Source organism: Caballeronia sp. LZ024, from assembly GCF_031451455.1.
Classification (GTDB): Bacteria; Pseudomonadota; Gammaproteobacteria; order Burkholderiales; family Burkholderiaceae; genus Caballeronia; species Caballeronia telluris.
In genome coordinates this window covers 951,229-974,811 of record NZ_JARUXL010000003.1, presented here as the reverse complement: position 1 = coordinate 974,811, position 23,583 = coordinate 951,229, and the positions used below count along the sequence as shown (strand labels likewise).

At 67.3% G+C, this 23,583-nt stretch carries 14 protein-coding genes; 5 read left to right on the top strand and 9 right to left on the bottom strand.

Annotated elements, in window-relative coordinates; translation table 11 throughout:
- Positions 1–4: 4 nt before the first annotated feature.
- Complete coding sequence (locus QCE48_RS21925) at positions 5–9,577, bottom strand: non-ribosomal peptide synthetase (RefSeq protein ID WP_309784071.1); 9,573 nt, start codon at positions 9,575–9,577, stop codon at positions 5–7.
- Between QCE48_RS21925 and QCE48_RS21920 the strand changes: the two genes are divergently transcribed.
- Positions 9,576–9,707: a hypothetical protein gene (locus QCE48_RS21920; RefSeq protein ID WP_309794301.1), complete on the top strand. Its 132-nt coding sequence runs from the start codon at positions 9,576–9,578 to the stop codon at positions 9,705–9,707. The genes QCE48_RS21925 and QCE48_RS21920 overlap by 2 nt on opposite strands.
- A gap of 126 nt (positions 9,708–9,833) precedes the next feature.
- Positions 9,834–11,600 carry a cyclic peptide export ABC transporter gene (locus QCE48_RS21915; RefSeq protein ID WP_309784070.1) on the top strand — a complete coding sequence of 589 codons (1,767 nt, stop codon included), beginning with the start codon at positions 9,834–9,836 and terminating at the stop codon, positions 11,598–11,600.
- A 62-nt stretch (positions 11,601–11,662) separates the two neighbouring features.
- Here QCE48_RS21915 and QCE48_RS21910 read toward each other — a convergent pair whose 3' ends face one another.
- The 8 genes from QCE48_RS21910 to QCE48_RS21875 form a co-directional block, all read right to left on the bottom strand.
- Positions 11,663–12,679, bottom strand: a complete 1,017-nt coding sequence (locus QCE48_RS21910) for an iron-siderophore ABC transporter substrate-binding protein (RefSeq protein ID WP_309784069.1) — start codon at positions 12,677–12,679, stop codon at positions 11,663–11,665.
- Positions 12,676–13,473 (bottom strand): siderophore-iron reductase FhuF, encoded by a 798-nt coding sequence (gene fhuF / locus QCE48_RS21905; RefSeq protein ID WP_309784067.1) that lies wholly within the window; start codon positions 13,471–13,473, stop codon positions 12,676–12,678. The genes QCE48_RS21910 and fhuF overlap by 4 nt, the downstream gene beginning before the upstream one ends.
- Positions 13,470–15,563, bottom strand: coding sequence for a Fe(3+)-hydroxamate ABC transporter permease FhuB (gene fhuB / locus QCE48_RS21900; RefSeq protein WP_309784065.1), 2,094 nt, complete (start codon positions 15,561–15,563; stop codon positions 13,470–13,472). Before fhuB ends, fhuF begins: the two co-directional genes overlap by 4 nt.
- On the bottom strand, positions 15,560–16,402 hold the full coding sequence (locus QCE48_RS21895; RefSeq protein ID WP_309784062.1) for an ABC transporter ATP-binding protein: 843 nt from the start codon (positions 16,400–16,402) through the stop codon (positions 15,560–15,562). The genes fhuB and QCE48_RS21895 overlap by 4 nt, the downstream gene beginning before the upstream one ends.
- Positions 16,399–17,421, bottom strand: coding sequence for a TauD/TfdA family dioxygenase (locus tag QCE48_RS21890; protein WP_309784061.1), 1,023 nt, complete (start codon positions 17,419–17,421; stop codon positions 16,399–16,401). Before QCE48_RS21890 ends, QCE48_RS21895 begins: the two co-directional genes overlap by 4 nt.
- Before the next feature lie 56 nt (positions 17,422–17,477).
- On the bottom strand, positions 17,478–17,738 hold the full coding sequence (locus QCE48_RS21885) for an MbtH family NRPS accessory protein (protein WP_309784060.1): 261 nt from the start codon (positions 17,736–17,738) through the stop codon (positions 17,478–17,480).
- 93 nt (positions 17,739–17,831) lie between these two features.
- The gene (locus QCE48_RS21880; protein ID WP_309784059.1) at positions 17,832–18,500 is read right to left on the bottom strand and encodes an RNA polymerase factor sigma-70; all 669 of its coding nucleotides are present in this window, start codon (positions 18,498–18,500) and stop codon (positions 17,832–17,834) included.
- Between the two features lie 250 nt (positions 18,501–18,750).
- The gene (locus QCE48_RS21875; protein WP_309784058.1) at positions 18,751–19,008 is read right to left on the bottom strand and encodes a hypothetical protein; all 258 of its coding nucleotides are present in this window, start codon (positions 19,006–19,008) and stop codon (positions 18,751–18,753) included.
- A 401-nt stretch (positions 19,009–19,409) separates the two neighbouring features.
- On the opposite strand from QCE48_RS21875, the gene QCE48_RS21870 reads away from it, so the two are divergent.
- The 3 genes from QCE48_RS21870 (at position 19,410) to QCE48_RS21860 (ending at position 23,105) form a co-directional block, all read left to right on the top strand.
- On the top strand, positions 19,410–20,588 hold the full coding sequence (locus tag QCE48_RS21870) for an AAA family ATPase (RefSeq protein WP_309785046.1): 1,179 nt from the start codon (positions 19,410–19,412) through the stop codon (positions 20,586–20,588).
- The gene (locus tag QCE48_RS21865) at positions 20,589–21,560 is read left to right on the top strand and encodes a ParB/RepB/Spo0J family partition protein (protein WP_309784057.1); all 972 of its coding nucleotides are present in this window, start codon (positions 20,589–20,591) and stop codon (positions 21,558–21,560) included.
- A gap of 318 nt (positions 21,561–21,878) precedes the next feature.
- Entirely contained in the window at positions 21,879–23,105 is a 1,227-nt protein-coding gene (locus tag QCE48_RS21860) for a replication protein O (protein ID WP_309784056.1), read from the top strand.
- Positions 23,106–23,583 lie beyond the last annotated feature (478 nt).

Below are 23,583 nucleotides of genomic sequence, written 5' to 3'. Positions count from 1 at the left end.
CGTCCTAATCCATTTCCAGTTCGCCGAGCAGCGCGTCGATCGCACTCGCGGTGTCTTGCGCGCGCTTGCCGCCGCATTCCGCCAGCGCCCGGTCGATGGCCGCGGCGCAGCGCTCGAGCGTGCGTTCGTCGAAGAGCGCGCGCAGCGGCAGCATCAGCGACCAGTGCAGGTTCGCCTGCGCGTTGGCCTGCGTGGCGAGCAGCGAATGGCCGCCGAGCGCGAAGAAATCGTCGTCGCGGCTCACTGTTTCGACGCGCAGCACGCGCTGCCAGATCGCGGCGAGTTCGCGTTCGGTCGGCGTGCGCGGCGCATCGACCGTCTTCGTTTCGCGCGACGGCGCGGGCAACGCATTGCGATCGCACTTGCCGTTCGGCGTGACGGGCAGCGCGTCCAGTTCGACCAGCTGCGCGGGCACCATGTACGCGGGCAATTGCGCACGCAGCGCGGCGAAGAGCGCCGGAACGTCGAGCGCGCTCTGCGCACCGCGCGCGACGTAGCCAATCAGTTGCTCCTCGCGCACGATCACGACCGCGTCGTGAACGCCTTCGGCCGCGCGCAGCAACGCTTCGATTTCGCCGGGTTCGATGCGCTGGCCGCGCAGCTTCACTTGCGTGTCGATCCGGCCGAGGTAGTCGAGCGCGCCGTCGCTGCGCCGGCGCGCCAGATCGCCCGTGCGATAAAGACGCGCGCCCGGCACGAACGGGTCCGGCATGAAGCGCTCGGCGGTCAGCGCGGCGCGGCCGAGATAACCGCGCGCGAGTCCCACGCCGCCGAGATACAGCTCGCCCGTCGCGCCCGGCGGCACCGGATGCAGCGCTGCATCGAGCACATGCAGCTGGAGATTCGCGATCGGATGGCCGATGGGCAACGAGGCCGCGTCGGCATCGCTCGCGTCGCAGGTCCAGTGCGACACGTCGATGGCCGCTTCGGTCGGGCCGTAGAGGTTGTACAGGCGCGCGTTCGGCAGCACGGTTGCGACGCGCGCGGCCAGTTCGGGCGCGAGCGCCTCGCCGCTCGCGACGATCCGCTCGATGCTCGCGCAGCGCGCGGCGGCGCCGAACTCGTCGAGATGCGCGACGAACGCCGCCAGCATCGACGGCACGAAATGCAGCGTGGTCACGCGCTGCGCCTCGATGACGGCGACGAGACGCGCCGGGTCGCGGTGATCGCCCGGTGCCGCGATGGCGAGCTTCGCGCCCGTTGCGAGCGGCCAGACGAACTCCCACACCGAGACGTCGAAACCGAACGGCGTCTTGTGCAGCACGACGTCGTCGTTCGTCAGCCGGTAGGCGTCCTGCATCCACGCGATGCGGTTCGCCAGCGCGCCGTGCGTGTTGCCCGCGCCTTTCGGCTTGCCGGTCGAACCGGACGTGTAGATCAGGTAGGCAAGCTGCTGCGCGTTCACGTCGATGGGCGCGTCGAGCGTCGCGCCGCTTCGCATCAGATCGTCGATATCGAAGACGCGCACGTCCTCGCGGGGCGTCGCCGCTTCCACGCGCGGGCGCACATGCGGCTGCGTCAGGACGACGGCGGGCTTCGCGTCGCCGAGCAGGTAGGCGATCCGCTCCGCCGGATAATCCGGATCGATCGGCAGATAGGCCGCGCCCGCCTTCAACACGCCGAAGAGCGCGACGACCATCTCGAACGAGCGCTCGACGCAGAGCGCCACCGCCGTGTCCGGCTTCACGCCGAGCGCGACGAGCGCGGCCGCGACGCGGTCCGCGTGCGCATCGAGTTCGGCGTAGCGCATCTGCTGCACGGCGCCGCTGGCGTCGATGAATTCGAGCGCGACGGCTTGCGGCGTGGCCCGCGCGGCTTGTTCGAACTGTCGATGCAGCGCGGCTTGCTGCGCGGCGGGCCATTCGCGCGCGGTCGCGTTGTAGCGCCCGGCGTCAGCGGTCGCGAGGGAGATCGTGCCGAGCGGCGCGTCGGGGTTCGCGACGAACGCATCGAGACACGCCGCCAGCGCGCGATGCAGCACGGCCACGCGCGTTTCGTCGATACGCATGGCGTCGTAACCGTAGTCGATCGTCATCGCGTCACCGGCTTCGATCACGAGCGTCAGCGCGAAGTCGGTCGCTTCGATGTTGCGCAAATCGCGCATCTTCAGCGCGCGCTCGTCGCGGCCCGCCCACGCTTCGTCGACCGGATAGTTTTCGAAGACGACGAGCGTGTCGAACAGCGCGCCGCCGCCCTGCCCCGCCCAGCGCTGGATTTCCGCGAGCGGCGTATGCGCGTGCTCGGCCGCGGCCGCGTTGTCGCTCTGCAATTCGCGCAGCCACGCGCTCGCCGCGCGCTGCGGCAGCGGCGCCGTGATGACCGGCAGCGTATTGATGAACAGCCCGAGCACGGCATCCGCGTCGGGCAGCGAATCCGGACGGCCCGCCACCGTCGCGCCGAACGCGACCGACAGCCGATGCGTCGCGCGTTGCAGCGCGAGCGCCCATGCGCCCTGCACCAGCGTGTTGACCGTCACGCGCAGACGGCGGGCGGTGTCGGTTACGCGGGCGAGCGTCGCGGCGTCGATGGTCGCGCGCCAGGTGCGGTTCTGCGCCTGCGACGCATCCGCGTCGCGTTGTGCGACGAGCGTCGGTTCGTCGAGGCGCGCGAGGCGTTCGAGCCAGAACGCCTCGTCGGCGTCGGTATCGCGGGCGGCCAGCCACGCGATGAAGTCGCGATAGCGCGTCTTCGCGGGCAGCGCGAACGGCTGCGCGCGCGGCGGCTCGATGTAGTCGCGCAGCACCTCGGCGAACAGCCGCGCCGTGCTCCAGCCGTCGAGCAGCAAATGATGCCGCGTCCAGACGAGACGCCATGCGTCGTCCGTCAGGCGGATCAGCGTGACGCGCATCAGCGGCGGCGCGGCAAGGTCGAAGCCCTGCGCGCGGTCGGCAGCGAGCCAGGTGTCGAGCGCTGTCGAAAGATCGGTTTGCCGGTCGCGCCAGTCGAGCACCTCGAACGGCATGCGCGCCTGCCGGTGGACGATCTGCATCGGCGCGGCTTCGTCGGGCGTGAAGCCGGTGCGCAGGATGTCGTGGCGCGGCACGGCGGCATCGAACGCGGCGTGCAGACGCTCGACATCCGGCGCGACGAGCGTCGCCACGAGCTGGTTCACATACGTGGACTGCTCCGGCGCGAAGAGCGAATGGAACAGGATGCCCTGCTGCATCGGCGAGAGCGGATAAATGTCGTCGATGACGCGCAGGTCGAGCGGCACGCGCTCCAGCGCGGCCTGCGTCAGACCGGCCTTGCGGGCGAGCGGATAGTCGCCCGGCGTGGCGCCGGCGCCAGCCTTCGCGAGACGCGCGGCGCACGCCGCCGCGATCTCGCCGAGCGCCTTCGCGAAGCGCGCGGCCAGCGCTTCGATCGTCGCGCGGTCGAACTGCGTCGCGGCATAGACCCAATGCAGCTTCAGCGTGCGCGGGCCGTCGGCGTCGAGATAGGCGTGAATCGCGAGCGCATTGCCGAGCGGCCCTTCAGGGTCGCGCTCGCAGCCAGCACCGCCGAAGCGCGGCACGAGCGCGGCGTCGCGCGGCGCATCGAACTGGCCGAGATAGTTGAACGTCACGCGCGGCCGCGTCACGCGAGACAGCGCGGCGCGCGTCGCGTCGTCGCCGTAATGGCGCAGCACGCCGAAGCCGAGGCCCTTGTGCGGCACCGCGCGCAACGCGTCCTTGACGGCCGCGAGCGTGCCGGCAGGCAAAGCCTCGACGGGCAGCGCCACCGGAAAGTGGCTCGTCAGCCAGCCGGGCGTGCGGCTCGCGTCGACGTCGTCGAAGAGCGCTTCGCGGCCGTGCCCTTCGAGTTCGAGACGGCACGCGCCGCGCTTGGCATGCGCGCCGAGCGCATGCGCGAGCGCCGCGATCAGCAATTCGACGGTCTGCGTCCGGTACGCCGCGTTCGCCTCGCTAAGCGCGGCGCGCGTGAGATCGACGCCGAGCGTCTGTTCGACGACCGCCGCGTCGGCGTTGGTCGCCGGCGCTTGCGGATGGTCGAGCGGGAGGTCGTCGCCTTCTGCGAGCGACGTCCAATAAGACGATTCGTGCGCAAACGGCGACTGCGGATCGCGCGCCGCGCGGGCGAGCCGCGCGGCCCAGTCCTGTACACGGGTGCCCGTTGGCGAGAGACGCACGGAACGTCGCTCGCAGGCGGCGCGGTAGGCGCTGTCGAGGTCGTCGAGCAGCACGCGCCACGACACGCCATCCACGATCAAATGATGCATCGCGAGATACAGCTTCGTGCACCCGTCCGGCAGCGCCGCCGCCAGCGCGCAGACGAGCGGGCCGCGCGTGATGTCGAGCGTGCGCTGCAAGACGTCGAACTGCGCGAGCGCGTCGGCTTCGTCGCGTGCGCTGACTGCCGTCAGCGGCAGCGTCTCGAACGGCTTTGGCACCTGAACGACGCGCCACGTATCGCTGAATTCGAAGCGCTGACTAAAGACGTCGTGATGCATGAGGAGCGCGTCGAACGCGCGCGCGAAGGCATCGAGGTCGAACGGCGCCGCCGTATCGAATTCGATCGACTGGTTCCAGTGACCGCGCTTCGGCACGTCGAGCGCGAAGAAGCGCAGTTGAGCCGGCGTGAGCGTCGTCGATTCAGCCGTTTTCGACACGGCCGGCGCGCGCGGCGCCGCCACATCCGTCGACGTGGCGACGAGCGCGAGTTGCGCGATGGTCGGACCGTCGAAGAGCTGCTTCGGCGTGAAGCGAAGACCGCGCTTGCGCAGCCGCGCGATCACCTGAAGCACGAGAATCGAGTCGCCACCGAGTTCGAAGAAATCGTCGTCGCGGCCGACCTGCTCCGCCTTCAGCACGTCCTTCCAGACCGCCGCGATCGCTTCCTCGGACGCGCCGCGCGGCGCATCACCGGACGACCGGACGGACGCGGGCGCCGCCGCGATCGCGCGCAACGCGGCGCGGTCAATCTTGCCGTTGGCCGTCACGGGCAGCGCATCCAGCGTGACGAGCACGGCCGGCACCATGTAATCCGGCAGACGCTCGGCGAGCGCTTCGCGCAACGTCGCATCGTTCTGGCCTTGAGCCTTCAGCGTCACGAACGAGGCGAGGTGCAGGCGGCCGTCGTCTTGTTCGAGCGCGAGCGTTTCCGCCTGCGCGACGCCGTCGATGCCGCAGAGCGCCGCGCTCACCTCGCCCGGTTCGACGCGATAGCCGCGAATCTTGACCTGATCGTCGAGCCGGCCGAGAAACGCGATGCGCCGGTCCGCGAGGAGCCGCACGCGGTCGCCCGTGCGATAAAGCCGCTCGCCGTGGGCGAACGGATGCGGCACGAAGCGCTCGGCCGTCGCCGCCGGGCGTCCGACGTAACCGCGCGCGACGCCCGGACCGCCCAGGCACAGTTCGCCGATGCCGCCCGGCGGCACGCACGCGCCGTTCGCGTCGAGTACCAGCGCGCAGGCATTGGGCAATGGACGTCCGAGCGGCACGCCTCGCGCGCCGCGTTCTTCATGTGCGAGCGTGGACGTATCGCAGGTCAGCGCGCCGACGGTGGCCTCGGTCGGACCGTAGTGATTGATGACGCGGCAGCCCGGCTTGAGCGCCGCGACACGATCGACGAGCGTCCACGGCAGCAGCTCGCCGCCCGTCACGAGCGCGTGCGACGGCAGCACGTCGGCGGGATGCTGGGCTTCCAGCAGCGCATGAAGGTGACTCGGCACGATCTTCAGCACGCCGATGTCGCGTGCACGCATCTCGGCGGCGAACTGGTCGGGATCGAACGCGCAACGCGCGGGCAGCAGATGCAGCGTGCGCCCCGAGCAGAGCGCGCCGAAGAGCGTCGTGTGACCGAGATCGGCGGCGACGGTCGAGACCATCGCCATCGACGCGCCGGGCGCGAACGCGAGTTCGTCGAGCAGGCCCTGCACGTAATCGGCGAGCGCGCGATGCGAGACCGCGACGCCCTTCGGCGTGCCCGTCGAACCGGACGTGAAGATGACATACGCGCACTGTTCCGGCGACATCGGCACGCGGCGCGCGGCGGCGTTCGCGAGCGACGCGTCGTGGGCGAGCGAATCGACGTCCAGTCGCTGCGCGTCGCCCAGCGCGGCCGGCGCGCTGTCGCGCGCGATCAGCGCCCAGCGCGCGCCGCACGCTTTGACCGCGGCATCGAGCCGCGCGGACGGCATCGCGGGATCGAGTGGCACCACGCAGGCGCCGGACTTCAGCACGCCGAGCAACGCGACCACGAACCGCGCCGACCGTTCGATGCACACGACCGCCGCCGCTTCGGCCCGCGCGCCGCGCTGGATGAGCGCCAGTGCGACGCGGTTCGAGGCGTCGTCGAGTTCGGCGAACGTGAATTGCGTCGTGGCGTCGGCGAGGGCGGTCTTGTGCGGCGTCGCGCCCGCATGCTGCGCGAAGAGCGCGAGCACGTCGTGCGCCGCGAACGGCAACGCGCGGCCCTGCCGGGCTTCGCGGTACGCACTTGCATCGGCGCAATCGAGCAGCGCGACGGGGCGCTGCGGATCGCGCACGGCATCGGCGACGAGCGTCGCGAAGCTCGCCAGCCACGCTTCGGCGGTCGGCGTGTCGATGCAGTCGAGCGCATGGGCCGCGACGAGTTCGATGCCGCGCGGATCGTCGGTGAAGTCGAGCGCGAAATCGAAGCGCGCGGCGAGATCGGGGCCCGGCGTCGCGACCGCCGACGCCCCCGGCAACGCCGCCTTCAGTTCGGCGTCGAACTGCTGCGCGAATTTGACCCGCAACCATTCGTCGCGGCGCCTGACGGGCGGTTTCACCGCGTCGAGCACCTGATCGAACGGCACGTCCTGATGCGCGAACGCGTCGAGCGACGTGGCGCGCACCGCATCGACGAGCGTGGCAAACGGCTCGCGCGGCGCGATCCGCGCGCGCAACGCGAGCGTGTTCAGAAAGAGGCCGATGAGCGGCGCGGTCTCGGGCCGCTGACGATGCGCCACCGGCACCGCGACAGCGAAATCGTTTGCGCCCGTCAGGCGATAAAGCCACGCGTCGAAGGCGGCGAGCAGCACGGTGAACGGCGACGCATGGGCGCGTCGCGCGAGATCGCGAATGGCCGCCGACGTATCGGCGGGAAGGCGCAGCGAGACGCGTCCCCCGCGATGATCGCGCGCGTCCGGACGCGCGCGGTCGCCGGGCAGCGCGAGCGCTTCAGGCGCCGCGCGAAGCGCCTCGCGCCAGTACGCGAGTTGGCGCTCGCCTTCCTCGCCCGCGACGAGTTCGCGTTGCCACTGCGCGTAGTCTGCGTACTGGATCGGCAGCGCGGGCAGCGACGGTTCGCGTGCCGCCATGCTTGCCGTGTAGGCCACGGCGAGTTCCTCGAACACGAGTCGCGAGCTGTAACCATCGGTGATCGTGTGATGTGCGGTGAGCATCAGACGATGCGAATCGTCCGCGAAGGCGACGAGCGTCGCGCGCAGCAATGGTCCTTTCGACAGGTCGAAGGGCGCGCTCGCGTGTTCAGCGGCAAGTTCGTCCGCCTGCCGGTTGTGCAGATCGGCGAATGCGATCTTCACCGGCAAGCGCGCATGAATGCGCTGCACGACGACGCCCTCGTCGCTTTCGACGAGCGTCGTGCGCCATGCTTCATGCCGCTCGATCACGCAGTCGAGCGCGCGTTGCAGCGCGTCGGCATCGAGCGCGCCGCGAATGTCCCAGTGGCCGGCGATGTGATACGCCGCGCCCGCGTCGCGGGTCTGCGCGAGCACCCAGAAGCGCTGCTGCGCAAACGACGCGGGACGATCGACGAAATCCGCTTCACCGCGTGGCTTCGCGGACGATGCGATCCGGAGCGACGCTTCTTCCTTGTCGCTGCGATCGATCAGCGCGGCGAGATCGGCCATCGACGGGTCGTCGAACAGGACGTCGAGCCGCAGGTTCACGCGCCAGTCGATGCGGATCGCCGCCTGCAACTGCATCGCCGCGAGCGAATCGCCGCCGCGTTCGAAGAAGCGATCCGCGCGGCCGAGCGGCGCCGGTTCGTTCAGGATGCGCTGCCAGCATTGCGCGAGGCGGCGCTCGGTATCGGTGTGCGGCGGCACGTAGTTCGCCGCGCACGCCGATGCAGCCTGTAACGCTTGCGTCTTCAGCGCGTCGCGGTCGAGCTTGCCGTTCAGCGTGTACGGCAGGCGATCGAGCCGCACGAATCGATGCGGCTGCCACGCGTCGGGCAAACGCGCGGCGAGATACGCCTTCAACGCCGCTTCGTCCCACGCATCGGCCGCGACGCACGCGATGAGTTGCGTGCGGCCACCGGACGATTCGGCGAGCACGGCGGCATCGCGCACCGCGGGATGCGCACGCAGACACGCCGCGATCTCCGCCGGCTCGACGCGCACGCCGCGAATCTGCACCTGATCGTCGAGTCGGCCGAGATAGTCGAACGCGCCGTCGGCGCGTGCGCGCGCGAGATCGCCCGTGCGATAGATGCGCGCGCCCGGCTCGCCCGACGCATCGGGCACGAAGCGCTCGGCCGTCAGCGCGGCGCGGCCGTGATAGCCGCGCGCAATGCAGGCGCCGCCGAGCAGCAGTTCGCCTTCTTCGGCTTGCCGCTGCGTCGTGTCGAGCCGCACCACGCGCGGGCCGATCGGCTGTCCGATGGGCAGCGCGGCGTAGGCGTCGTCATCGGCGAGATCGGGTGTCACGCCCGGTTCGACCGGCCACAACATCGGCGAAATGACGGCCTCGGTCGGCCCGTAGCCGTTCACGAGACGCACCGCCGGGAACACGCGGCGCACGTTCGCGAACGCTTCGCGCGACAGCGCTTCGCCGCCGAACGCCAGCACCCGCAGCGACGCGGGTACGCCGAGCCGCTCGACAACCGTCGCGAACTCGCGCAGATACGCCGGCGGGAACGCCGCGATGCTCACGCACTCGCGCTCGATCAAGGCGCGCGCCGCATCGGGCGCAAAGGGCGGCGCCTCGCTGATGACGATCCGCGCGCCCATCGCGAGCGGCGCGAGCCAGCATTCGTGCGCCGCGTCGAAGTTGACCGACGCGAAATGCAGCAGGCAATCGTCCGGCCGGATCGGCAGCGCGGCGGCGAGTGCGTCGCAATGTGCGGCAAGCGGACCGTGCTCGACGACGACCGCCTTCGGCGTGCCCGTCGAACCCGACGTGTAGATCATGTAAGCCGCGGCGCGCGGATGAACGTCCGGTTGCGTGAAAGGCAGCGCGGATGCGTCGGCATCGTCGGGCACTGTGAAGCACTGCGCGAAGCGCGCGTGCTGCGTGGCATCGGCGGATGCATCGACGATACCGTGCACGAGACCCGCGTCCTTCGCGATCCAGTCGAGACGCGCGGCCGGATGACGCGGATCGAGCGGCACGAAGACGCCGCCCGCCTTCATCACGGCGAGCAACGCGACGAACAAATCGCACGAACGCTCGACGCACACGCCGACGCGCACCTCCGTCGTCACGCCCGCTGCAAGGAGACGCGCGGCAAGCCGTGCAGCGCGGGCATCAAGTTCGCCGCGCGAAAGACGTGCTTCGGCATTCGAACCGAACGCCAGCGCGGGCGCATCGGGACAAAGACGCGCGAGCGCCTGGATACGGAGGTGCAATGCAGTCGGAAAACGCGTCATGAACATGAAGTCCTTCGGATCTGGCTCGGCCAATACGCAGCGCCGCAGGAATTGCGGCTTCATTTGGGATGACGAATCGCGCGAAAAAATTTTTACCGCTTTTTTCGCGCTATCCCGCGCAAGCCCATGACAGCGCGATTTCGGCGTGCTATCCGCGTCGTCTTCGACGAAGTGCTAAACATTCGCCGCGCCCAAACGTCTATCGAGAAGGAGGCGCATTCCGCGCCCGCTCTTTCCTTCCAGTGACCCATTGCCGATGACCGTTGCCCACGAGCGTTCCGACGCCCCGTCTTCCTCCCGTCGCGCCGCGCCGCCCAAGCCCGCGGCGCGCCTGATCCTCGCGCTGCTGCAGCGCTCGCGCGGCGCGTTCGCCTTCGCGCTCACCGCGTGCGTGCTGAACGGCATCGCGAGCGTGATGCTCGTCGCGACGCTCAATCGCGCGCTCTCGCAGCCCTCGTCCGCCGACAGCGCGCTCGCCTGGCGCTTCGCGCTCTGCGCGATCGTCGCGCTCATGACGCGCGTGATTTCCGGCGTGCTGTTCGCGCGTCTGTCGCAGGACACGATGGCGCAGTTGCGCGAGCACGTCGCGCGGCGGGTGGCGGCGGCGGAACTGCGCGACGTCGAGCGCATCGGCGCGGCGCCCGTGCAGTCGGTGCTCACCGACGACGCCACCAACGTCTCGATGCTCTTCTTCGCGCTGCCGAACATCGTGATGCACGGTTCGATCGTGTTCGGCTGCCTCGGCTATCTCGCGTGGCTGTCGTGGCCGGTGTGCCTGCTCGCGCTCACGGCGATCGTCACCGGTTCGCTCGGCTATCACACCGGCGACAAGCGCGCGATCGCCTCGCTCGAAGCGGCGGGCAAGGCGCAGGACAAGCTCTTCGGCTACCTCGGCGCGCTGTTCGCGGGCGCGAAGGAACTGAAGCTGCATCGGGCGCGTTCGCAACAGTTCGTCGAGGGACAACTGGGCGTGGCGATCGGCGAGGTGCGCGACCATCGACGCCGCGCGTTCAGCGCGTATGCGGTCGGTGTCGGCTGGATCATCTTTCTGTTCTACGGGTTTCTCGGCGCGGCCGCGTTCTGGCCGTCGCTCGGCGTGCGCGCCGATACACCCGCGGCCGCCGGCTACGTGATCGTGTTCCTGTTCATGCTCGTGCCGCTCGACGGCCTGCTCAACAACCTGCCGACCGTGAATGCGGCGCGCGTGTCGCTCGACCGGATCGAGAAGGTGATGAGCGAATTCGGCGACGTCGCTGCGATACCGCCGACGCCGGCCGAAGCGCGCGCCGCGCATGCGCCCTTCTCGACGCTCACGCTGCGCGGCGTCACGCATTCGTATTTTCATGAGCGCGACGAACGCATGTTCCGCATCGGTCCCGTCGATCTGACGTTCCAGCCGGGGGAACTGGTGTTCATCGTCGGCGGAAACGGCAGCGGCAAGACCACGCTCGCGAAGGTGCTGACGGGTCTCTACGAGCCGGAAGGCGGCGTGATCGAAGTCGATGGAACGCCGGTCGGGCCGAATGAGCGCGCCGCGTATCGCGAGCGCTTCACGGCGGTGTTCAACGACTTTCACCTCTTCGATGCGCTGCTCGGCATCGTCGATCCGGACGACGCGTCGCACGCGGACGCCGACGCGCGGGCCAATGCGCTCGTCGCGAAGCTCGCGCTCGATCACAAGGTGCAGGTGGTGGACGGCGCGTTCTCGACGCGCGCGCTATCGACGGGGCAGCGAAAGCGCCTCGCGCTCGTGATTGCGTATCTGGAAGACCGGCCGCTCTATCTCTTCGACGAATGGGCCGCCGACCAGGACCCGGCGTTCAAGGCGGTGTTCTACGAACAACTGCTGCCGGAATTGCGCGCGCGGGGCAAGACGGTGATCGTCATCACCCACGACGACCGCTATTTCCGGCTCGCCGACCGCGTGCTCAAACTGGAGAACGGCAAGGTGGTGAACGAAACGTTCGGTGCTGGGGCGAGGCTGGCGGTGATGGGCGAAGCGGGGAACGGGACGGTGGGATGAATTGGTGAGGTGAACGAGGAGAAAGCCGCCTGGAATGGCGGCTTTTTTGTTTGCTTGGGGTACTACCTGCCTTTGGCCGCCGGCAATGCCAGCAACTGGTCGGTGATCATATCCGCCAGACGCAATGCCGACATCGGTCCGCCAAAGCCCCAGATATTCGGCTCGACGAGCGATACGCGCCCTTCCCTTCGCGCGGGCACGAAGCGCCAGACGGGCGAATCGAGTTTTGCGTCGACCGGCACGTTCGCGCCCGTCGCCGTGACGAACAACACCGCGACATCCGGCCGCTTCAGAAAATCCGCCGACGTCAGATAGACCGTGCCCTCTCGCGTCGGCGTGGACGGCCAGAGTTTCACGCCCAGCGCGCGCGCCACGCCCGCCGCCGTGCTGTTGCCGGTGTAGGCCCAGTAGCGGTCCGGCAGGCCGAGTTCCTGCAACAGCGCGAACTGCGCACCTTTTCGTCCGGCGGCGGCGAGGCGCTCGGCGTCGCGGGCGAGACCCGCGTCGAGTTTCGCCTCGACCGCGCGCGCTGCCGTCTCGCGTCCGGTGAGACAAGCCATCGTGCGGAAGATGGTGCGCGTCCAGTCGAGCTGGGTCGCCGCCGGGTCGCCCTTTCCGACGTCCGGGCTGAACTGGAAAAGCACCGTGGGCGCGATGCGGTCGAGCGCGTCGAAGATCGGCGCATGCCGATAGCCCACGCCGACGATCAGATCGGGCCGCGTCGCGGCAATCGCTTCGAGGCTCGGTTCCTGGCGCGTGCCGACTTCCTGCACGCCCTTGAAGCGCGCGCTGTCGTAGCCGATCCAGCCGGCGTAATACTGCGGATCGACGACGCCGACCGGCGTCACGTCGAGCGCGGCGAGATCCTCGGCGAACATGAATTCGAGCACGACGATGCGCTTCGGCTTTACCGGCATCGTCCGGCTGGATTGCGACACCGTCGGGTTGCTCCCAAGCGGCGTGCATTCGCGCGTGTTCTGCGCGGATCGCGCGACGGCTTCAGCCGCATGCACGCGGCCGCTCGCGAGCGCGGCGCAAGCAAGCGCGATCGCAATGCCCGCATGCGCCGCGCGTTTCATCGGATGGCGTCCTGCAGCGCGAGTTCGTCGTCGCGCATCGTCAGCAGTAACGGGCAGCTTGCGCACAGTTGCGTCTCTCCTGGAATCTCATAGCGCACGCAGCACACGCGGCGCGCGCGAAACGGGCTAGGCAGCAGCGCGGAGCGCGGCGTCGTTTCGCGCACCGGCATGCGCAGCGGATTGGGTTCGCCTGCGGCATCGACGGGACCGAAGAGCCACGCGGCGTCGTCGTCGCGCATGCCGGGCGGCGGCGGACACTGGCCGAGCAGATAGTCGAGCAGATTGCCGACGTTGCTCCACAGCACGCGCGGTGCGATCTTCGTCATGCCCGCGAGCGTCCCGATCACGCCATGCAGATGCGCGATCAGTCCGGCGTAGCGGAGCGCGGGATCGTCGACGGGATCTTTCAGCGCATCGGCGGGAAAGTGAAGCGCGGCCGGCATGCCCGCGCGCAGGACGAGCTGCGCACGCTCGGGCGACATGTCGAGCGGACGGCGCAGCAGCCGCGCCGCGACGAAACCCGCCGGCGCGGCGAGCCCGAAGTAATACTTGCTCCACTGCGACAGCAGCGCGCGCGCGTGCAATTCAGCGTCGCCGCCATAGTGGCCGGTCATCGCAGCGAGCAACGCGTCGCGATGATCGCCGAGCGACGACAGCGGGATGCGCACGGCATCGTCGACGGCTTCGGCGGCGGCTTCGGGCACGCCGAGCCACACATGTTCGAGGTAAGGCGCGATCGCTTCCGGCGCGAAATCCGCGAGACTTCGCGCCGCGCGCGCTGGCGCGTCGTTCATCGTGCGCTCCGCTGGTCGCGCCGGGTTTCCATCACCAAAAGCGCGAGCAGATACGGCGCGCCGATCAACGCGGTCAACACGCCCGCCGGAATCTCGCGTGGGGCGAGCAGCGTGCGCGCCGCGACATCCGCCGCCGCCAGCACGAGCGCGCCGAGCGCCGCCGCGAGCCAGAGGCGCGTGCCGTGCGTGCGCGCGCCGAGCATGCGCGCGAGATGCGGCGCCATCAGTCCGATAAAGCCGACCGGCCCGACCGCCGCCACCGCCGCGCACGCCGCGAGCGTCGCCACGGTCAGGACGAGCGGACGCAACACGGCGACCGGCAGTCCGAGCGCGACGGCCCGATCGTCGCCGAGCGCGAGCAGATCGAGCGGACGTGCAAGCAGCACGAACACCGGCAGCGCCAGCACGCACCACGGCACGAGCATCGCGACTTCGCCCCAACTGCGTCCATACGTCCCGCCGATCAGCCACACGACAAAGCGCGCCGGCTGCACGCTTTGCTGCGTGATGAGCCATTGCGCGAGCGTCGTCCAGAGCGTGCCGATCACGATGCCCGTCAACGCGACCGCGAGCGGCGCGTACTGGTGCCGCCGATTGAACAGCAGCGTGAGGACGAGCGTTGTGCCGCCGCCCGCGAGCGCGGCAACGGCGAGCATCGAATGACCGGCGAGCGGCCAGATCATCAGCACGACGAGCGTCGCGAGACCGGCGCCCTGCGTCACACCGAGCACTTCCGGCCCGGCGAGCGGATTGCGCACGATGGTCTGCATCAGCACGCCGCTCGCCGCCAGCAGCGCGCCCGCGAGCAACGCGCACAAGAGACGCGGCACGCGCAGGTCGAAGAGCATGCGCGCGACGTCGTCGCGATGGTCGAGCATCGCGAGCCAGCGGCCGGGACCGATCCACGTTGCGCCGAGCGACGCGCCCGCCGCCACCAGCGCCCCGCCCGCCGCGAGCAGGATCATGGCGAGCGCCGGCCACGGCAGCGCGGCGAGCGCCCGGACGATGCGCGTGCCGCCCACCGCCGAGGCGCGCTCCTGTCCGGCATGCAGCACGCCCGACCACGCTGCGCCGCTGCGGATCATCGCGAGCATCAGCGGCGTGCCGATGAACGCGATCGCGACGCCCGTCGACAAGGTCGAATCGAGGTCGAGGGCAAGCACGGCGCTGTCGGTTGCCAGAACCAGTGCGCCGCCCGCGAGCGCCGCGAGCGGCACGAGCGCGCCGAGCTTCGACGCCTTTGCGCCGCGCACTTGTCGCAGGAGGTTCGGCGCGATCAGGCCGACGTAGGACAGCGGCCCGGCGATGCTCACCGCGACGCTCGCAAAACCAACCGCGACCGTCATCGCGGCGAGGCGCGTCGCGTCGACGCGCACGCCGGCAGCGGCGGCTGCGTCGTCGCCGAGCGCGAGCGGATCGAGCGGCCGGATCACGAACGGCAGCGCGACGAGCGGCACGACGAGCCAGCCGAGCGCGGTCTTCAGACCCGCGGCGCCCGGTTGATATAGGCTGCCGCTCGCCCACAGCGAAGCGCCGACGACCGTCTGTTCGAAGAACGCGAGCAAGAGCGTCGTGATCGCGGAAAAGAGCAGCATGCAGACGCTGCCCGCAAGCACGAGCCTGAGCGGCGTCGCGCGCCAGCCGCCCGCCGCGGCCGCGACGCAGCCCGCCGCGCCGAGGCCGCAGACGAAAAGCAGCGGCACCGAAGCGGCGCCCACGAGCGACGGCGCGATCATCGCGGCGACGAGGCCGAGTTGCGCGCCGCCCGTGATCCCGAGCAGGTCGGGCGATGCGAGCGGATTGCGGGTCATCGACTGGAAGAGCGCGCCGGCCACCGCGAGACATCCGCCCGCTACGAGCGCCGCCGCGATGCGCGGCGCGTTCAGGTCGAAGAGAAAGATGCCGGCGAGCTGCCTCGCATCGGTGCCGGCGGGCGCGGCGAGCCAGGCGTGAATGTCGGGCGCGAGGCGCAGCGCCGCCAGCGCCGCGATCAGCAGGACGAGCGCCGCGCCCAGCGCGCCCACGCGATTCGGCGCGGCGGCAACCGGCACGTCGCGGCGCAGGCGGCGCCGTGTGGCGAGCGTCGTCATGCGGCTTTGTCCGATTCTTCTGCGATCAGCGCTTCGCCTCGCGCGGGCGCGCCGTCGTAGGCCGGGACGCACATCGGCGCGCCCGTCTGCGGATGCGCGATTCGCAGCATCGGCACGCCGAAGGTGTCCTGCAAATGCTGCGGGTCGAGCATCGCTTCGGGCGAACCCTGCGCGACGATGCGCCCTGCGCGCATCAGCACGATGTCGTCGCTGAAAGCCGCCGCCTGATTCAGGTCGTGCAGCACCCAGACGATCGTCAGGCCGCGCTCGCGGTTCAGGCGCCGCAGTTCGCGCAGGATGTCGAGCTGATGATGAATATCGAGATAAGTCGTCGGTTCGTCGAGGAGCACGATCGGCGCCTGTTGCGCGAGCGCCATCGCGATCCACGCGCGCTGCCGCTCGCCGCCCGAGAGGGCCGCGACGTCGCGCGACGCGTCCGTCGCGAGACCGCTGGCGTGAAGTGCTTCGTCGATGGCCGCGTGGTCCGCGCGCGTCAGCCCGCGCAGCCAGCCGCCGTGCGCATAGCGCCCGTAGGCCACGAGTTCGCGCACGGTCAGGCCCGCCGGGATCTGGTTGAACTGCGCGAGCATCGTGAGCGTGCGCGCGAGCGCGCGCCGTCGCAGACTTCCGAGCGGCGCGCCGTTCACGTCGACCTGCCCCGAGCGCGCGGGCTGCAATCCGGCGAGCGTGCGCAATAGCGTGCTCTTGCCGCAGCCGTTCGGACCGCACAGCGCGGTGATGCGCCCGCCCGCGATCTGCAGGTCGAGCGAATCGAGCACGACGTTGTCGCGATAACCGACCGTGAGCGCACGGGCGGCGAGTGCGGCGCGAACCGTCATCGTTGCGCCGTCCCGTCGCGCTCCGGCTGCTCCCGATAGCTCTTCGCCATCGCGACGACGACCTTGCGCGGACCGTCGAACGGATCGCGCGCATGCGCGGTGAGCATGTTGTCGAGCATCAGCACGTCGCCGGTGAGCCACGGAAACACGACCCGCTCCTGATCCAGCACGCCGCGGATTTCGGCGAGCGCATCGGCTTCGAGCGGTTCGCCGTCGCCGTAGTACACATTGCGCGGCACGTTTTCCAGACCGACCGCATCGACGAGCGCTTCTTGCATGTCGTCGTCGAGCGCGGACAGGTGAAAAAGGTTCGCCTGATTGAACCAGACCATGTCGCCGGTGCGCGGATGGCGCGCCACCGCCTGGCATCGCTCCTCGGTGCGCAGCAGCAACTCGCCGTCGTCGCTTTCGCGCCACGCGCACGCGATACCGCGCGCCGCGCAGATGCGCTCGACGTCGCGTGGATCGGCCGAGCCGAACGCGTGCTCCCACGGCAAATCCAGACCCTGCCCGAAGTTGCGCACGTAGCGCAGTTCGCGCTTCGCGAAACGCGCGACGAGCGCGGGATCGAGCGCGCGATAGATCGCGCGGCTGTCGGCGATCGGCGTCGCGCCGCCCGAGCGCGCGGCGAGCGCGCAATGAAACCAGATGCGCATCGGCCACTCGCGCGTGTACGACTGCTCGTTGTGCAGCGGAATCGAGCGGTGCGGCGGATATTCGGTCGACGTGTAGACGGCGCCCTCGACCTTGCTGCGCGGCGTCGATGCGAATTCGTAGCCGACCAGCGGATCGCCGAACGAGGCGGCAAAGCGCTGGAACGCCTCGATCGACTCGACGCGAAAGCCGGTGAACAGCACGCCGCCGGCGCGTTCGAGCGTATCGCCGACGATCGCCTGGAGAAGCGGCGCTGCTTCGTCAAGCGACAGATCCGCGCCCGCGCGCGGCGCGACGACGGTCGGCAAGCCGGGCTCGATGCGCAGGTCGGCGAGCGCGGGCGGCGCGACGGAAAGTGGGGTCATGCGAAGTCCTCGTGCGGAATCGTTTGCGCGACGGGTTGGCTGGTCGGCCGCGACCGTCAGGACGCGCGGGTGTTGTGCGCGGCGTCGTCCATATAGCGGCGCAGGCTCGCGGGACGCATGTCGGTCCAGGCGGTTTCGATGTACGCGAGGCAATCGGCCTTCGGGCCGCGCACGCCCGCTTCGCGCCAGCCCGCTGGGATGGCACGGAACGTCGGCCAGATCGAGTACTGCTCTTCGTCGTTGACGACGACGGTGTAGACGAGATCGTCCGCTTCGTTTGCGGCGACTGCGGTCGTAGATGGCTGGGCCTGAGTCATGGTCGGTGGTGTGGTCGGTGTGAAATCAACGGGAGCGGCTACGCGAACTGAAGCGCCGCCTTCATCGAATAGACGTCTGGCGCGCGCGCTTTTTTACCGGCGACGGGCGCGGCCGCCGAGGAACGCGGGACAGGCGACGTTGCGGTCGCAGGCGTCGATGCAGTCGGCGCAATGTTTTTGCGCGTCGCGGACCATGAAATGGACGAGCGTCTGCGACACGTTCAGCGCTCGCGCCGTGCTTTGCAGCGTTTCCTCGGAGAGCCGCACCATCTCGAACGCGGTCCGGCTTCGCGCCGGCAATTGCGCGAGTGCGTCGCAGACTCGGCGCAGCGTATCGCGCGCCTGCACTTTCGCTTCGGGCGTGAGTTCCTGCGAGGGCACGTCGAGGCCGGCTTGCTCGTCGGCGCGATAGGTGTTTTCGAGACTTTGCCGGCGACAGGCGTCGATCGACGCGTTGCGCACCATGCGCGCGATGTAGCCCATTGGCTGGCGCACCGAATCTTGCTCGGCGAAATCGATGAGCTGGACGAAGACGTCGTGGACCACGTCCTCCGCCCGGCTCGCGCAACCGACATAACCGCGCGCCACGTTCACGAGCATCTGCCGGTTCGCAATCGCGACCTCGAGCAGGGACGGCTCGGCTTTCGGCGACGCCTTGACCGGAGCCGGGCCCCAGAATTCGCGCCGCGCGGTGATGAGCGGCGGTCGCGGTGAAGCGGCTGGACGTTTCGAAGGTGCCAACGGGGCGCGCATCTGAGACATGAAGTTGCTCCTCAGTCGTAGGACAATCCGCAACTTAACGTAAACGCGAATCATTCTCAACTTTGGCGCGGTGGGCACGGGTTTGGACGTGCGTGCTTCATGTGGGTGGCGGGCGTGGTGCGTTGCGAAAGCGCGCGATTAGGCTTGTTTGGGGCGCGTGTGCTTTGCTAGTCGGGCGTCAGCGTCGGGTCGGGCTGCTTGTGCTGCACGGTCGGTGCCAGCGCGGCTGACGAGTATTGTTTGCGGCTGGTCAGCGAGACTTGCCGGGGTGTCGCGAAGCCGCGACTCTTTGCGTGATGTGATTGCGGCGGGCTCGGCCGGCGAGGTGCTCGACATTTAGATGCCGTGCCGGCATGAGGCTGTGGTCTGGCCTTGAAGCGAACAATGTAATGAAAACGACAAATACCGTGTCGATTGCGACAATATTTCGGGCGGGTCCGGAAATCGTCAACGCGGCATCAAAACTGAACGCGGAAAACGCGCCCGCCGGCACGGTATCGTGAAACATGTTTAGAGATCGCGTCTAACTAACTGATTTTTCGCCGTTTATAGAGTTTTATGAAAAATATCGGTTGTTTCACGGGTGGCTCGGAAGCGCAGGTTTAGCGCTTGTCGGAGGTTTCGAACGTGCCGCGTCGGGTGGGCTCGAATCTGAGCGCCGACGCAGTAGCGGAATTCCACCCGAATTCATTGTGCGTGTGCAAACTCGGCCAGCAGATGGCGTGTTTACGGCGGACGCGAGGCAAAATCCTGCGTCAGCGACGTGACGCCTCCGCATCACCGCCGCAACAACACTTCAGAGTTTACTTGAGGTTTACCGGTTCGACGTTTATTCTTCGGTTTGCAGCATCTTCCACACAAACCGAAGAATTATTTGCTTACCCAGGCCCGCCAGTGACTGCGAATTCCATGCTAAGCGCTCGGCTTCCCGAAGTCGACCAATCCGTTTCGATAGAAACGCTCTTGGGAGTGGCTGCCCAAGCCACTGACATTCTTAACCAGATTCGCGATGCGATGCTGGAACCGTATCCGCGAAAGAGTGCGCCGACCTATACCAGCTCGCAGGTCGCGTCGCTTTGCGGCCTGGACAAGCAGCGCTTCCAGTATCTCACCACCAAGGGCGAACTGCCGCCGGGAACGTCGAAGGGCGCCGGTCGGAGCAAGGAATTCACGTTGGCGGAAACGCTGACATGGGTTCACGCCACGTCCGAGCGACCAAGGCGGCCTCAGGGTAAACGCGGACGCATCGTGACGGTCGCCAACTTCAAGGGCGGCGTGGCGAAAACAACGACCGCCGTCTCGGCCGCGCAGGCGCTGACGCTCCTCGGCCGCCGGGTACTCGTTATCGACTGCGATCCACAGGGCACGACCACACAACTGTGCGGTTGGGCGCCCGACGCCGAGATCTCCGACGACCAGACCCTGTTGCCGCTCATCTATGGCGACCAGTCGACGTTACATTACGCCGTGCAGGAGACCTACTGGCACAACCTCGACCTGATTCCGGCGTCCTCGTCGCTGTTCGACGCGGAGTTTGAGATCCCTGCGAAGGTTCTCAACGACAGCACGTTCGAGTTCTGGGAAATCGTGCGCAAGGGACTGATGCCGCTTGCTGCGGAATACGACGTCATCGTCATCGATACGCCGCCCGCGCTCAGCTACCTCACGATCAACGCGCTCCTCGCATCCGACGCGATTCTGCTCCCCTGCCCGCCCGAGGCGCTCGACTTCGCCAGTTCGACGCAGTTCTGGCACTTGTTCGCCGACATCGCCAAGAAACTACCCGGCGTGCTGGAGCAAAAACGCTTCGACTTCGTTAACGTCATCATGACGAAGGCCAAGTCCGACGACGTGTCGCGCGTTGTTCGCGGGTGGCTGCAGAAGGCCTATGGGGACCGAGTGCTGCCTTTCGAGATCCCCGAATCGACCGTTCCGAAGGGCGCATCGGCACAGCTTTCCACGGTGTACGACCTTTCGAAACCGGATGGAAGCACGGCGGCGTACAACCGTTTCAAGGAACCGCTCGATCGGCTGGCGGAGCATCTGGACGCACAGTTCGTCCGCTCGTGGAATCAATCGGAGGATTAAATGGGCATCGGGGACAGACTACTCGCCAAGACGGCGAACATCGGATCCAGGCCAGCGGAGTCTGCTTCGCAGAAGTCAAACGACTCCGAGCCGCGGACATCGCCGGGCCGGTTGATGGACGCGCAGAACCGCATCAACTCCGCGCACGCCCGGATCAAGGAACTGGAATCGCAACTCGAGGAGAAGGCGGCGCTCGAGGTCAGCCTTGATTCGCTTGTCGAGGTGAACGGACGCCGCCGCAAGCTGACGCCGGAGCAGTTCCAGGAACTCAAGAACAACCTGGCGCAGCACGCGCTCGCGACACCGATCCTGGTGCGCGCCCTTCCGGATGATCGGTTCGAAATCGTTGCCGGCCACAATCGTGCGGCGGCTTATCGCGAATTGGGTCGCAAAAGCATTCGGGCGAATATCGCGTCGATCGACGAAGGCGAAATCGAGTTCGCGGCGTTCTTCTCGAATCTGCTCTCGCCGTCGCTCACCGACTTCGAAAAGTACTGGAACTTCAAACGGCTGCAAGAGATATCTGGCTTATCGCGTGCGGAGATTTCGGAAAGCGCGGGCTTGAGCAAAAGTCACGTGACGCGAATTTTTTCATTCGACGCGCTGCCTGACGCCGCGAAGGCCGCGCTTACTGAAAAGCCGGAGAGACTGGGAAGCAACGCCGCACAGAAGCTCGCAGCGCTGGCGGAGTCCGGGAAAACGGAAAAGGTCGTCGAGGCCATCCGCAGACTCGTGGACGACGAGAGCTTCACGCAAGATCGAGCGGTAGCGCTTGCAACTGAAAAACCTCGCGCAACGACGACGGCGCCAACCGTCATCAAGCGGGGAAAGCGGAAGGTCTGCGAAGTGTCGGCGCGCAGTGGCGTTGTCGGCGTTCGATTTTTTGAAAAGGACGCGGCGGCAGCCGAGCTGTGGGCCCGACGCATCAGTGACTTCATCAATCAATCCCTCGTTGACGCCGCGGACGACTGAGTGCCTAGTAGATTTTTTAATGAAATCAGTGACTTAGAAAACACCCTACGCAGTACAGAATTCGAACCTAGTAGAGTTCTCTTAAGAATCAACAAGTTACGAAAACCTACCAAAGGTTAGCCATGTAGCCAAACCCGCTTCAGAAAGACAAAAGCCTTCGGCGCCAACCGAAGGCTTTTGAATATCGGGCTTAACTGTCGTTCGCCCGTTACGCTTCCCGACGCCAATCGGGTCACGAGTGCACACCTCGAAGTGTAGCGAATAGCGTTCGCCAGTCAAGCGTTTGACTTCCATTTTTTCAGAAATGGACGGCTGGACATGCTTATCGCGCAACTTCCCGTTGCTGGCGAGGACGATGATCGTCTTCGCGCAACCAACTCGAACAATTCGACCGAAGATCACGCGGCCCTCCAAGAGTACGCCTGCGATCGATCGAACCTTCCGTGGATCATTTTCCGCGCCGCTCACCGCGCGAATCACATCGCCGCGCTGCCCGCTCGTTCGCGATCGTTGCTCGCAGCCTTGGCGCGTACCGTCGACGCAAACCGCCCTTTCGCAGCCATCTTCGCTCGCCGTGAGCTTCTCACCGGTCGCGCGCTGCAATCGATGCGTACCTTCTATCGCAGTCTCGAAGACCTCGAATGCGAAGGCTTCATTACTCGCCCGCCTCAAAAACGGCACGGAGAAGCTGGCCTATTCGGGCGTGCGTACCTCCATCTCACAGAGAAAGCGGCTGCGCTGCTAGGGCTTGTCGAGGAACCGGCCGCGCCTAGGGAGCCACTGGCGGCGACCGCGGCCGCTCAGGCCGTTAGCGCTTCGGCGGGCCTTTCTTTGCGGCCGCCGTGTGCCAGCGTGGCAGACGGCGCTATATATAAGGATCTAAACCCTACTACTCAAAAGAGACAACCAGCGAGCCTTCCCACGGACCTTCAACGGTTGTTGGGCTTGGGTTTTCATCAATTTTTGATTTTCAAACTGATGCGTGAAGCGCGCCTGCAATCGAAACGGCTGTCCGATGTCGTCGAAGTCACTTGGGACCATCTGAAGCACGCTCAGCATCCGGTCAGTTATCTCCGTGCTCTGCTGCGCTCGCCGGTCGACTTCACCCATCAGATTCGCGCGAAAGTGGCTGCACGTGTCGAAGTCGAGCGGGCGCACGCGAAAGCCGAGCACATCAAAGCCGAGGTTCAGCACCATGCCGGCGGAACGTTCTTCGACAGCTCCAACGAAAGGCGCTTCGTGCTTTCCGCAGACGGAACCGAGATAACCGTCCGTCACTACCGCGAACTGAAGCCGCGCGTGCGCACCGGGAACTGGGCGGGAGAATTCGTTGCCGCGCTCGAAGGAGGCGTTCTTAAACCTGCGACACTGCAACGCGAAGCTGCCTTCGCGTCCAAACTCGCGTCGACCGAAGAGGGCCAGTCGGTCAGGCATGAACCACCCAAGCCGGTCCGCACAGCTGCGGTCGCCCAAAGCTTGAGCGATATGAAGCGTTTGCTGCGGCAGGTATGCGTCGGCCAACGATCGCCCGCGAGACTGACGTGAAGGAGCTTGTGATCGTCGAGGCGCCGGCAACGTACCCGCTCCAAATCGACATTTACCCAACGACACCGCGGTCGCGCCAATTCGCGCTAATGCCGCGGGCCCTCTGTAACTGGAGCCACGTCAAGTACGAATTCACCTTGGTGACGAGGCTGAGTGATTTACGGCATCCCGGAAATTTCCAGACATGGGCCAGCCAAAAGACTACATTGAATGCAGACGGTTTGATTTCGAGGCCACTCGCCGGGGTCTAGTGTCCCAAATCACTACTAAGTTATACGAAATAAACCTTCAAGATAAATAGCGCTAAAGCACTGATTTCCATGGAACTCAAGCCGGGCTGCGTCCGTCGAATCTCGCGATCACCTCTCCAACATTGCAACCCGAAGCCAAGTTCTACGATCCTCCTTGAAGGATCCTTCGCCGCGCCCAAGCTAAGGCGTCAGAACCATGCAATGATGACTTTCAAAAGCGCCCAATG